This window comes from Streptomyces sp. CS113, from assembly GCF_002188365.1.
Lineage (GTDB): Bacteria > Actinomycetota > Actinomycetes > Streptomycetales > Streptomycetaceae > Streptomyces > Streptomyces tendae.
In genome coordinates this window covers 8123976-8136037 of sequence record NZ_KZ195574.1, presented here as the reverse complement: position 1 = coordinate 8136037, position 12062 = coordinate 8123976, and the positions used below count along the sequence as shown (strand labels likewise).

At 75.1% G+C, this 12062-nt stretch carries 12 protein-coding genes; 7 read left to right on the top strand and 5 right to left on the bottom strand.

Features of this window, described 5'->3' with window-relative positions:
• Positions 1–121: 121 nt before the first annotated feature.
• Together B9W62_RS36750 and B9W62_RS36745 are read left to right on the top strand one after the other, a co-directional pair.
• Positions 122–655 (top strand): DoxX family protein, encoded by a 534-nt coding sequence (locus tag B9W62_RS36750; RefSeq protein WP_087811221.1) that lies wholly within the window; start codon positions 122–124, stop codon positions 653–655.
• Between the two features lie 84 nt (positions 656–739).
• Positions 740–1303, top strand: coding sequence for a hemerythrin domain-containing protein (locus B9W62_RS36745; RefSeq protein WP_087811220.1), 564 nt, complete (start codon positions 740–742; stop codon positions 1301–1303).
• A 109-nt stretch (positions 1304–1412) separates the two neighbouring features.
• Here B9W62_RS36745 and B9W62_RS36740 read toward each other — a convergent pair whose 3' ends face one another.
• The gene (locus tag B9W62_RS36740; protein ID WP_087811219.1) at positions 1413–2522 is read right to left on the bottom strand and encodes an NAD-dependent epimerase/dehydratase family protein; all 1110 of its coding nucleotides are present in this window, start codon (positions 2520–2522) and stop codon (positions 1413–1415) included.
• 474 nt (positions 2523–2996) lie between these two features.
• On the opposite strand from B9W62_RS36740, the gene B9W62_RS36735 reads away from it, so the two are divergent.
• Positions 2997–4217, top strand: a complete 1221-nt coding sequence (locus B9W62_RS36735) for an MFS transporter (protein WP_373433726.1) — start codon at positions 2997–2999, stop codon at positions 4215–4217.
• A gap of 85 nt (positions 4218–4302) precedes the next feature.
• On the opposite strand, the gene B9W62_RS36730 is transcribed toward B9W62_RS36735, so the two are convergent.
• Complete coding sequence (locus B9W62_RS36730) at positions 4303–4833, bottom strand: hypothetical protein (protein ID WP_179235854.1); 531 nt, start codon at positions 4831–4833, stop codon at positions 4303–4305.
• Between the two features lie 242 nt (positions 4834–5075).
• Between B9W62_RS36730 and B9W62_RS36725 the strand changes: the two genes are divergently transcribed.
• Complete coding sequence (locus B9W62_RS36725; protein ID WP_087811216.1) at positions 5076–6422, top strand: SLC13 family permease; 1347 nt, start codon at positions 5076–5078, stop codon at positions 6420–6422.
• Between the two features lie 33 nt (positions 6423–6455).
• Here the strand turns inward: B9W62_RS36725 and B9W62_RS36720 are convergent, their stop codons facing one another.
• Together B9W62_RS36720 and B9W62_RS36715 are read right to left on the bottom strand one after the other, a co-directional pair.
• Positions 6456–7220 (bottom strand): maleylpyruvate isomerase family mycothiol-dependent enzyme, encoded by a 765-nt coding sequence (locus B9W62_RS36720; RefSeq protein WP_087811215.1) that lies wholly within the window; start codon positions 7218–7220, stop codon positions 6456–6458.
• Between the two features lie 64 nt (positions 7221–7284).
• On the bottom strand, positions 7285–7608 hold the full coding sequence (locus B9W62_RS36715; protein ID WP_087811214.1) for a hypothetical protein: 324 nt from the start codon (positions 7606–7608) through the stop codon (positions 7285–7287).
• Between the two features lie 172 nt (positions 7609–7780).
• Between B9W62_RS36715 and B9W62_RS36710 the strand changes: the two genes are divergently transcribed.
• Genes B9W62_RS36710 through B9W62_RS36700 form a run of 3 tightly spaced genes read left to right on the top strand, consistent with a single transcriptional unit; the run spans position 7781 to position 10354 of the window.
• Entirely contained in the window at positions 7781–8449 is a 669-nt protein-coding gene (locus tag B9W62_RS36710; protein ID WP_179235853.1) for a TetR/AcrR family transcriptional regulator, read from the top strand.
• A 10-nt stretch (positions 8450–8459) separates the two neighbouring features.
• Positions 8460–9266: an SDR family NAD(P)-dependent oxidoreductase gene (locus B9W62_RS36705; RefSeq protein ID WP_087811212.1), complete on the top strand. Its 807-nt coding sequence runs from the start codon at positions 8460–8462 to the stop codon at positions 9264–9266.
• Between the two features lie 47 nt (positions 9267–9313).
• The gene (locus tag B9W62_RS36700) at positions 9314–10354 is read left to right on the top strand and encodes an NAD(P)-dependent alcohol dehydrogenase (protein WP_087811211.1); all 1041 of its coding nucleotides are present in this window, start codon (positions 9314–9316) and stop codon (positions 10352–10354) included.
• A 116-nt stretch (positions 10355–10470) separates the two neighbouring features.
• Here the strand turns inward: B9W62_RS36700 and B9W62_RS36695 are convergent, their stop codons facing one another.
• Positions 10471–12000: a helix-turn-helix domain-containing protein gene (locus B9W62_RS36695; protein ID WP_087811210.1), complete on the bottom strand. Its 1530-nt coding sequence runs from the start codon at positions 11998–12000 to the stop codon at positions 10471–10473.
• Between the last annotated feature and the right edge of the window lie 62 nt (positions 12001–12062).

Here is a 12062-nt window from a genome sequence, read left to right as displayed (position 1 = left end):
CGGCCGGCCGGAGCACCTGATGATCCCCGTGGGGCACCAGCCCGCCGGCGTCCCCGGCGGCACCCTCCTCACCCGCACGACCCCACCCATGAGAGCACCCGGAAGAGAGCGAGACAGCGTCATGAGTCTTCTGCGTCTGGCCGGCCGGCCGATGCTCGCCTCGATGTTCGTGGCGGGCGGTCTGCACTCTTTGCGCAGGCCCCAGGACGTGGCACCGGCGGCCGAGCCGATCGTGCGGCCGGTCGCCGACCGCGTGCCGGTCCTGCCGGACGGCACCGAACAACTCGTACGGCTCAACGGCGCCGTCCACGTGGTCGGCGGGATCATGCTCGGGCTCGGCCGCTGTCCGCGGCTGGCCGCGCTGGCCCTCGCGGTGACGCTGGTCCCCACCACGCTGGCGGCACACCGGTACTGGGAGGTGGAGGACCCCGCCGACCGCGCCCAGCAGCGCATCCACTTCCTCAAGAACGTTTCCATGTTGGGCGGGCTGCTGATCGCGGCCGACGACACGGGCGGCGCACCGTCGTTGCTGTGGCGCGGCCGGCACGCCGCCCACGACCTGCGGCACGACGCCCACCTGGTGCACCGTTCGGTGCGGGCCGCGGCCGGCCCCGCGGCCCGGGCGGGGGGTGTCCGGGCCAGGCTCGGAGTCTGACCGGGCGTTGACCCGCCTCCCGTGGGGACCCGTCGTCCGTGGTGGTCGGTCCCGCGACCGCCACGACTCTCTTGGAGGTGGACCATGGGACACGGAGGAAACGTCATCGACGAGCTGACGACCGATCACCGTGAGGTCGAGGAGCTCTTCGGCAGGATCGAGGCGCTGCCGCCCGGTCACAAGGACCGCAAGCTGTACGCCGATCAGGCCACGATCGAGCTGATCCGGCACTCGGTGGCGGAGGAGGCGTACCTCTATCCGGCGGTTCGTGAGCACGTGGCGGGCGGAGGTGCTCTTGCGGACAAGGAGCTGGCGGACCACGCCCAGGCCGAGCAGATCATGAAGGACCTGGAGAGCCGTGGGGCGGACGACGCCGAGTTCGACCGGTTGATCGGCATGCTGATGAGCGAGATCCGTGAGCACGTCGCCGACGAGGAGGGCAACCTGTTCCCGCGGCTGCGCGAGGCGTGCCCCGCGCAGGCCCTGGACGAGCTGGGCGACAAGGTCCGTCAGGCGAAGCGGACGGCGCCGACCCGACCCCACCCGTCGGCACCGGACAAGCCCCCGATGAACAAGCTCCTGGCCCCCGGCGCGGGCATGGTCGACCGGGCGCGGGACGCCCTGTCGGGGCGGGGCAAGCACGGCTGAGCGACCGCCGCCGGACCTTGTGGGGGCCCGTCGCCGCGGCGACGGGCCCCCACAAGGTCCGGCGGTGTGTCCGGACAGGGTCCGGCGGTGTGTCCGGCGGATCAGGCCCTCACGCCCACCACTCCTGACCCGCCCGCCCGTCCGTCGTCTCCTCGCCCGGCGCCGGGAAGGGCTCGGTCCGTCCGCGGAAGGCGGCGACGGTGCGCTCCAGACCGTCCTGCCAGGTCACGCTCGGCAGCCAGCCGAAGATCTCCCGGGCGAAGCCGGTGACCGGCCGGGGCCGCGCCCGCCCGCACCCCGCGTCCTCGACGAAGGCCAGCGGCGAGTCGGAGCCGGTCAGCTCGATCACCAGGCGGGCGACCTCCGCGGCGGTGGGCTCCTCGTCGCCGCCGAGGTCCACGGGCCGCACCGATCGGCCGGCCGCGACCAGCAGTACGCCGTCGACCATGTCGTCGACGTAGCACAGGGAGTGCGTCCCGCTCCCGTCCCCGGGGACGGTGACCGGCCGGCCGGCCAGGGCTGCCTCGATGAGGGCCGCCGGTGTTCCCGCGCCGTCCGCCCGCATACCGGGTCCGTAGCCGTCGAACAGCCGGACGATCCCGGCGTTCGAGCCGTGGGCGCCCGCGTGCGCCGCGACCAGGGCCTCGGCGAACCGGACGGCCTCGGCGCAGGCGCGGTGCGGACCGAGCGGGTCCGCGTTGTCCAGGGCGTCACCGCGGGCTTCACCACGGGCGTCACCATGTGCGTCACCGCGGGCTTCACCACGGGCGTCACCGCGGTCGTCACTGCGGGCTTCGGGGGTTTCCGGGGGTGAGGAGGCGAGCAGGAACCGGGCGCCGTCCCGGCCGGCGACGGCCAGCGCGGTACGGGTGCCCAGGCTGCCCGCGTCCAGGGCTTCGACGGGCCGGTCCGGCCGGGCGGCCGGGGACGCGGGGCCCGCCAGGTGCAGGACCAGGTCGTAGGGGCCGGTCAGCGCGTCCGCGCAGCCGGGTGCGGAGATGTCCCGCTCCAGGAAGCGGAAACCGGGGCGGCCCGCCAGGTGGGCCACCTTCTCGGCCCGCCCCGTGGAGAGGTTGTCCAGGCAGTCGACCTCGGCCCCCGCGTCGAGCAGCCGGGTGCACAGGTGGGAGCCGAGGAATCCGGCGCCGCCGGTCACCAGGACACGGTCCCACGGGGCGCGGGACTCCCCCCGCGGGCTGAACGCCGCCATCGGCATCATGAGGACGACCTTTCTCCCTCGCAGCGCCCCTCGGAGCGCTGAACAGCGTGCGCCGAGTGCCCCACCGAGGCACTCACATGCTCCGACGCCCACCGCCGGGATCACGCGCCGTGACGGCGGTCACGGCCGGTGGGTACGACGGCGCCCTCGGGGATCGCTGTGATCAAGCACACTCGTGCGCTCAAGTACGCCGGGGCCATGGGTGATTGGTCCGTCTGGTCGGCGGGCGGGGGCGCGGACCGGCGACGACTCGCCGGTCCCTTCTGCCACGATGGTCGGCGCCGTGTCCGGATCGATGGAACAGCCGCGCAGCGCAGCCGGCCAGCTCGTTCCCGTCCGTTTCCCCTACGGGTCCCGCGACCCGCCTTCGAGTGGCGCACTGTGTCTTCTTCCTCCGTCTCCGCCCCGCCGCCCCCTGCCGCCTCGCCGTCCGCACCCTCCCGGTCGCCGTGGCGGGCCCTGAGACACCGCAGCATGCGCTGGTGGTCGGTCGCGAACTTCGTGTCGAACGCCGGTACGTGGATGCAGCTCACCGTGCAGAACCTGCTGGTCCTGCACATCACCGGCTCCGCCGCCGCGACGGGTCTGTCGATGTCCGTCCAGGCCGCGCCCGCGCTGCTGATCAGTGTGTTCGGCGGCGCGGCCGTCGACCGCTGGCCGCGGAAACTGACCGCCGCGGTCAGCCAGGCACTGCTCGGAGCGGTCGCGTTCGTGACCGCGCTCATGGTGGCGCTCGACCGGCTCGACATGGCCTCCCTGATGGTGCTGGCCGCCGTCACCGGCGTCATCGCCACGGTCGACGGCCCGGCGTGTTCCCTGCTGGGCAACGACCTCGTCCCGCGCGAGGACGTGCCTTCCGCGATCGGGGTGGGCGCCCTGGTGCACCAGGCGGGCCGGCTCACGGGGGCCGCGCTCGCGGGTGTGACGGTCGGTTTCCTCGGCACGGCCGCCGCGTACGTCGCCAACGGCCTGTCGTTCCTGTTCGTGGCCTCGGTCATCCCGTTCCTGCGCCCGGCGCGCGGTGCGGTCCGGCAGGTGGTGGCGGCGAAGGACCGCGGCGCGAAGGACACCATGAGTGTGCGCGAGGGGCTGGCCTTCTTCGCCCGCCGCCCCCGACTGCTGGCGCTGGCCGGTGTCACCGGCGTCAGCGCGGTCTTCGGGCGCAACTACCAGCTGACCCTGGCCGTACTGATCACCGGGCCGCTCGCGGGCGGCGCGGGGTCCTTCGGGACCGTCTCCACGGTGCTGGCGGCCGGCGGCATCGTCGGCGCCGTCCTGGGTGCCCGACTGCGCCGCCCGTCGGTGCGGCTGGTGGGCGCGCTGGCCGCGGCGGGCGGGCTGCTACAGGTGGTGGCGGGGCTGTCGCCGTCGCTGGCCGTCCTGCTGGTGATGGTGCTGCCCATGGCCGTCGTGGAGTCCGTCTCCGACACCGCCGGTACGGCGGTGCTCCAGACCGACCCGCCCGCACACATGCGGGGCCGGGTGCTCGGGGTGTGGGGCAGCATCGGCACGGTGTGGGGCCTGGGCGGGCCGCCCGCGCTGGGCCTCCTGATGGAGCTGGCCGGTGCCCGCGGCGCCCTGATCGCGGGCGGGCTGATCATCGCCGGCACGATCGGCGCGGGCCATCTCCTGCGCGAACGCCGGGCGGCGGTGCCGAGGGTGTCGCCGGTGGCGAACCTGGAGACGGCGGCCTGAGGCGCCCGCCTTTCGGGTCCGCCCGCGTCTCCTCGCCGGCCGCGGCACGGAGCGGACGGGACTCCCGCACCCGTCGCGTCGCGGATCAGGCGACGAGGGCCTGGCCCGGATCCAGTCGGGCCGTCAGCCCGGCGTGGTGCAGGGCGGCGACGGGCGCGACGAGGTCCGGGTGGCGCAGCAGGGCCGCCGCCCGGAGGTCGGTGTCGTCGGGTGCGAGCAGGCGGCGGAACTCCGCCGGTGTCCCGGCCGAGGGGCCGCCCCCGGCCGCCAGCGCGGCCACGGCCGGCTCGGCGAGCGCCGGGTCGGTCAGCAGGCAGGCCGCCCAGCTGGCGACGACCTCGTCCACCCAGGTCCGCCAGACGTCCGCGTCCGCGTCGATGGGCGTCGCGCCGTCGGCGCCGGTGATCCGGTCGAGCCGGGCGGAGCCTCCGGGGCCCGCCACGCCCAGCAGGGCCACGTCCATCGGGGTCGGGTAGCGCAGCCGGGCCGCGACCGTCACGGCCTGCCGGGCCTGCACCTCGCACAGGGCTTCGGCCAGGGCGCCGCCGGACGCCGGGTAGGCGCGGGTGAGCCACTGGGCGGTCGCCGCGATGACGGGGGAGAGATCTGTGTGCACTGCCGGGCCGTCCGAACTGCTCGTCGTGGGGAACACGGGGTCCGTGGAAACGGTAGCCCGCGGCGCACCGCGCGGAACATGGCCAGGACCTCGCCCCGGGCGTGGCCTCGGCCACACCACGCCGTGAGGATCCGCCCCCGCCCGGGGATGCGACCCTGTACCCCGTTCGCCGATCACCGGGTTCCCGCCCGGCCCACCGGTGTGGAGGAGAAGTCCTGAGTACCACCGTCCTCTCCGAGGCCGTGCCCGTCGTCCTGCTGCTGGGCGTGCTGGCCTTCGCCGTGCTGCGTCCGCGGGGGCTGCCGGAGGCGGTGGCCGCCGTGCCCGCCGCCGTGCTGGTCGTGGCGCTCGGCACGGTGTCCCCGCACCGGGCGTGGGAGCAGACCCGTACGCTGCTGCCGGTCGTCGCCTTCCTCGCGCTGGTGCTGATGCTGGCGTACCTGTGCGCCAAGGAGGGCCTGTTCGAGGCCGTCGGCGCGGCCGTGGCCCGCCGGTGCGGGGGCAGCCCGCGGCGGCTGCTGGCCGGGGTGTTCGCCGTGGCCTGCGCGGTCACGGCCGTGCTCAGTCTGGACGCCACCGCGGTCCTGCTGACCCCGGTGGTGCTGGCCACCGCGTCCCGGGCCGGTGCGCGGGCCCGCCCGCACGTGTACGCGACGGCGCACCTGGCGAACTCCGCCTCGCTGCTCCTGCCGGTCTCCAACCTGACCAACCTGCTGGCGTTCACGGCCAGTGGTCTGTCCTTCACCCGGTTCGCCGCGTTGATGGCGCTGCCCTGGCTGGCGGCGATCGCCGTGGAGTACGCCGTGTTCCGCCGCTTCTTCCGCGCGGACCTGGCCGAGCCGGTGTCCGCGGCCCCCGCGCGCGTCGGTGCCGTGCCCGTCGCCTCCGCACCCGCTCCTCCGGCGGCCGCGAAGACGCCGGGCGGCTCCCCCGGTGAGGGGCCTGGTGAGGCACCGGGTACGGCGCCCTCGGCTGCGCCCGCGCCCGCCGTACCGCGTTTCACCGTGGTCGTCGTGGCCCTGACCCTGGCCGGGTTCGCCGTGGCCTCGCCCGCCGGGGTGGACCCCGCCTGGGCGGCCCTCGGCGGCGTGCTGGTGCTCGGGGTGCGGGCGCTGGCCCGGCGCCATGTCACGCCCCGCGAGATGGTGGGCGCCGCCGCGCCGCTGTTCTGCCTGTTCGTCCTGGCTCTCGGCATCGTGGTGCAGGGGGTGGTGGCGGGCGCGCCGGCGACCGGGCTCGGGCGGCTGCTGCCGGACGGGGACTCGCTGCCGGCGCTGCTCGGGGTGGCGGCGGTCGCCGCGGTGCTGGCCAACCTGGTCAACAACCTGCCGGCCGTCCTCGCCCTGCTGCCGCTGGCCGCGCCCGGCGGACCGGCCCAGGTCCTCGCCGTGCTGATCGGCGTGAATCTGGGCCCCAACCTGACCTACGTCGGTTCGCTGGCGACCCTGCTGTGGCGGCGCATCCTGCACCGGTACGGCATCGAGGTGGAGCTGGGCCGGTTCACCGTGCTGGGACTGCTCACCGTGCCGGCCACGGTCGCCGCGTCCACGGTGGCGCTGTGGGGTGCGGTGCGCCTCATCGGTGTCTGACGGCCGGGGCGCCGCCGGGTGCCGGGCGTCCGCTCACTGGGTCGCGACGACGATGCAGCGCCGCAGTTCCGCCAGGGCCGCGGGATCGCCCTCGGCCGTCACACCGCGGTCCCCCTCGGCACCCGCCCGGTTCCAGAGCGAGCGCAGCACGCCCTCCGGGGAGCCGCTCAGTGTCGCGTCGGCCGCGCCGTCGCCCGCGCCGTCCGTGACGGTGAACTCGCCCGGGCCGGTCCGCACCCGCCACGACTCGCCGCCCGCCCGCACCAGGAACGTGTGCCCCGGCGAGCCGTCCAGGATCTCGGCGAAGTACTCGCCCCACTCGGCCACGGCGTACGCCGCGAAGACCTTGAGCAGTTCGTCGACCCCGTCCACGGCGAGGTCGTCCGGTACGGGGGTGACGGGCGCCCCGGTGGCGAGTTCGGCGTCGATGCGGTGGACGACGGTCTCCTGCGCCATCCGCCGGATCCAGAAGCCGACGCTCTGGTCCGGGCCGTACCAGGTGCCGGCCGGGTCCTCGGGGGCGCGGGTGGCGAACTCGGCGCGCAGCGCGGTGTAGCCCCGGTCGAGCAGCGCCGTCGGCGCCTGGTCGGCGAACTCCTTCGGCGGCCAGGGCTCGGGCTCGGCCCCGTCGCGCATGGCGGCGGTCTTGTGCAGGTAGACCTCGCCGACGTGGCGGGTCAGGTCGGCGACCGTCCAGCCGGGACAGGTCGGGACCGGGGCGCCGGCGTCGGTGCCGACGACGGCCCGCAGCCGGTCGTGGTCGGCCGCGAGGCAGTCGAGCAAGCGGGTGAACTCCATGCGGTCGAGCCAAACACAGGTTCAGATCGGAGGCACGGAGTTTTCCGCGCTCACCGGGCCGTGCTCACCAGGCCGCGCTGGGCACCGCGGGGCGGCGGACCGCCTCGGCGGCGTCCCGCAGGTGCAGGGCGACGGAGATCAGGGCGCGCAGCGCGGAGGGCCGCAGGCTCTGGGCGCTCTCGGCGGCCAGCACCAGCAGGCAGCCCGCGGCCTGCTCGACGACCGGGACGGAGAACGCGAAGTCGTCGCCGTCGGCCCCGCGGAAGGCGCGCCACGGCGTGGCGGCACCGTCGATGGCCTTGTGCACCGCCTGTTCGAGGTGCTGCGCGGCCTGGCGGCACACGGGGGCGGGCAGGACGATGGTGCGGTGAAACGCTGAACTGGTCATAGTCCCATTGCTCCCCCGCGTCCGGGCCGTCCGATCGGCGCACCGGGCGGATTTCACCGGGTCGGCGGCAGCCGGGCCACGCCACGGCCGCGTCACGGTCCAGGGATCTCCTGCTGATGTCCCAATGGGTCACATGTCCCACTGGGACATTTCCAGGTGTACGCTCGAAGGCATGACGGCAGCGAAGCCCTCCCCCACCACCGAGGACCGGCGGCAGCGCAAGGCGCGGCAGACCCGCGACGCGCTGGCCACCGCCGCCTGCGACCTGATCCTGGAGCGCGGTTCGGCGGCGACCACGGTGGAGGCGATCGCCGAGCGCGCGGACGTCACCCGCCGCACGTTCAGCCGGCACTTCGCCGGGAAGGAGGACGCGGCGCTCGACTTCGTCCGCCGGGACGGCGACCGGATCAACGCACTGCTGCGCTCCCGCCCCGCCGAGGAGCCGCCCCTGCTCGCCTATCGCAGGGCGGTCCGGGACTGGCTGGCCGACCGCCGGGACCCGGCGTGGCACGTGCGCCCGCGGATGCGCCGCCTGCTGGCCCTGGCGGACACCGAGCCCGGGCTGTTCGCCGCCTACCAGCGCATCCGGGTCGACGCCCAGGAGGAGTCGATCCGCATCGTCGCCGCCCGGCTCGGCAGCGACGACGCCCGGGACGTGCGCCCGGCCGCCGTCGTCGACGCCGCCGCCGGGGTTCTGATCGCCGCCCTGCGCCTGTGGGCGCGCGGCGGAGAGGGGGACTCGGGAGCCGCAGACCTCGCCGCCCTCGTGGAGCGGGCCTACGACGCCCTGACCTCGGAGGCCGCAGCCGCGACCCCCGACAGCACCACCACCGAAGAGTGAGAACAGCACCATGAGCACTACCGGCACCACCCCCGCCACCGCACCCGCACCCGCGCCCGCGCCCGCCACCGAGTTCGCCGGACGTACCGCTCTGGTCACCGGCGCCGCCTCCGGCATCGGCCTGGCCACCGCCCGCCGGCTCGCCGCCGGCGGCGCCCGGGTCGTCGTCGCCGACTACAACGCCGAGGGCGCCGAGAAGGCCGCCGCCGACCTGCGGGCCGAGGGCGTCGAGGCCGCCGCGGTCGCGCTGGACGTCACCCGTCCGGAGTCCGTCGAGGCGGCCGTCAAGTTCACCCTGGACACGTACGGCTCGCTGGACCTCGCCGTCAACAACGCCGGCATCGGCGGCCCCAGCGCCCCGACCGGCGAGTACGACGTGGAGGCCTACCAGCGCGTCGTGCGCACCAACCTCGACGGCGTCTTCTACTCGATGCGCTACGAACTGCCCGCCATCGAGGCGGCCGGCAAGGGCGGCTCGATCGTGAACGTCGCCTCCATCCTCGGTTCGGTCGGCTTCGCCGGCTCGCCCGCCTACGTCGCCGCCAAGCACGGCGTGGTCGGGCTGACCAAGGCGGCCGCCGCCGAGTACGCCGCCCGGGGCATCCGGATCAACGCGGTCGGCCCGGGCTTCATCGACACCCCGCTGCTGAAGACCATGGACGAGGCCGCCTACAACGGCCTGGTCGCCCTGCACCCGGCCGGCCGCCTCGGACACGCCGAGGAGGTCGCGGAGCTGATCGCCTTCCTGCTGTCGGACCGCGCGTCCTTCGTCGCCGGCAGCTACCACCTGGTCGACGGCGCGTACACCGCCGTCTGAGCAGCGCTCATCCGTCTCGGGGGGAGAGAGAACAAAGGAGTTCGATCATGAAGGCATTGCAGTACCGCACCATCGGGGCCCCGCCCGAGGTCGTCACCGTCCCGGACCCGGAACCGGGCTCCGGTCAGGTGCTGTTGAAGGTGACCGCGGCCGGCGTCTGCCACTCCGACATCGCGGTGATGGGCTGGCCCGCCGAGGGCTTCCCGTACGAGCTGCCGCTCACCCTCGGCCACGAGGGCGTCGGCACCGTGGCCGCGCTCGGCGCCGGTGTGACCGGGCTCGCCGAGGGCGACGCGGTCGCCGTGTACGGGCCCTGGGGCTGCGGTACCTGCGCCAAGTGCGCGGAGGGCAAGGAGAACTACTGCCTGCGCGCCGACGAGCTGGGCATCCGCCCGCCGGGGCTCGGCCGTCCGGGTTCGATGGCGGAGTATCTGCTGATCGACGATCCCCGGCACCTGGTCCCGCTGGACGGGCTCGACCCGGTGGCGGCGGTGCCGCTCACCGACGCCGGGCTGACGCCGTACCACGCGATCAAGCGGTCGCTGCCCAAGCTGGTCCCCGGCTCGACCGCGGTCGTCATCGGCACGGGCGGTCTCGGCCACGTCGCCATCCAGCTGCTGCGCGCCCTGACCTCCGCCCGGGTCGTCGCCCTGGACGTCAGCGAGGAGAAGCTGCGCCTCGCCCGCGAGGTGGGCGCGCACGAGGCGGTGCTGTCGGACGCGAAGGCCGCGGACGCGGTGCGCCGGATCACCGGAGGCCTCGGCGCCGAGGCCGTGTTCGACTTCGTCGGCGTGGCGCCCACCGTGAAGACCGCCGGTGCCGTCGCGGCCGTCGAGGGTGATGTCACCCTGGTCGGCATCGGTGGCGGATCGCTGCCCGTCGGATTCGGCATACTGCCGTTCGAGGTGTCGGTCAACGCCCCGTACTGGGGCAGCCGCAGCGAGCTGATCGAGGTCCTGAACCTGGCCCGGTCGGGTGCCGTCTCGGTGCACACCGAGACCTACTCCCTGGACGACGCGCCGCTCGCCTACGAGCGGCTGCACGAGGGCAAGGTCAACGGCCGCGCGGTGATCCTGCCCCACGGCTGAGGGCCGAGGGGGCGCGACCGGTCCCCCGTTCCGGTCGTGCCCCCGTCCCGTCGAACCTACGTGGACGGGTCCGCCGTTGTGAATCGTGCCGATGCCCGCTGCCGGGCCCGGAGGACTCACTCGTGCACAGGTGAGTCCGGATGACCCGGTTTCGTCCCGTGCAGGACCGGCTGGTCGAGGTCACCGGCGGCCAGGTGGGCCAGCACGACCTCGTACAGGTCGCTGCCGGCGGCGAGCAGCTGGCGTTCCAGGACGGGCTCGGCGCTGCGGACGTGCTCACGGACGGTCTGCGCATGCACGCCGAGCTTCTGGGCGGCACGCTCGGCGTTGCCGCCCGCGGCGATCCAGGTGCGCAGGCTGCGCCGCAGGTCCCGGCCGTCCGGATCGAGGCGGCCGAGCAGGTCGACGGCCCAGGTGCGCAGCGCGGGCCCGGACAGCAGGTCGGTGAGCCGGGCGGCGCCCACCCGCGTGCCGGCGCCCGGCGGGGGTTCGGCGAGGCCCAGCTGGGCGTTCAGGGCCAGGTGGACGGCGGCCCGCACGGTCAGGTCGGCGAAGTCCGTGCGCAGCAGCGACTCGACCCGGTCCATGCGGGCGCGCACCGTGTTGCGGCTGACGCCGAGGACCTTGGCCGTGTTGACCGCGGTGAACTCCAGGCCGAGCCGGGTGGTGGCGAGCAGTTCGGCGCGGGTGTGGTGGGACAGGCTGTCGAGCGGGCTCAGCACGTCGGCCGTCCAGTCGTGCAGCCGCGCCGGGTCCATCAGCCGCTCGGGGCGGGTCCGCTCGGCGTACAGCGCCGCCTTCTCCGGCCGGAACCGGGCCACGGCCAGGGCGCTGACGGCCTGTCCGTAGGCGGTCGCGGTGCGGGCGAGGCCCTGCCGGGCGCTGCCGCCGACGAACACGCCGGGGCGGCGGCCGACCAGCGAGCGCAGCTCCTGCCCGGCCGTGTCGCGCGGGGCGAGCACGATGACGTGTCCGTCCACCGCCGGGCACCGCACGACCAGCGCCCGCTCCCCCGTCGCCGTCAGGCACTCCTCGGCGAGCCGGTCCCGTTCGGCGGGGCTGCTCTCCACCACGTACACGTACGCCGTGTCGGTGTCGAGGAGGCCGGGCCAGAGTCCGGCGGCCACCCGGCGGGCCGAGACGGTGTCCTCCACCATCAGCAGTTGCAGGATGGCCAGCCGCAGGTCCGAGGTGGCGCGCCGCAGCCGGTGGCCGGCCGCGGTGGACTCGTGGCCGGCCAGCAGCAGCTCCACCACCTGGGCGGCGTGGGTGACGATCTCGGAGACGCGCCGGTCGAAGGGTCTGTCGCGGGCCACCGCGAGGACGGCGGCCGACGCCGGACGGGACCGCTCCACGCGCACGAGCCGCAGGTGGCGGCCGCGGTCCTCGAGGGCGGCGGACGCGATCCGGCCGGAGGTGACGTCGGCGACCAGCGCCTCGTCCAGCGGGACGCGGGTGCCGGCCAGCAGCCGGCCGGTGCCGTCCTGGAGCGAGACGGTCGCGTGCGCGGTGTCGCCGAGCCAGGCCACGACCCGGTTCAGGTCGCGGCCGGCCGGCCGCAGGTGCTCGAGCAGCTCCCGCGCCCATCCCGCGTGCTCACCGGCCCCGGTCGCCCGCTGCCGTCCGCCGTCCGCTCGGCCCGCCACGTCGGCCTTCTCCTCGTCTCGCCCCGTCTCCGGCCCAGGTCGGGGACGTTACCTCATGGCGG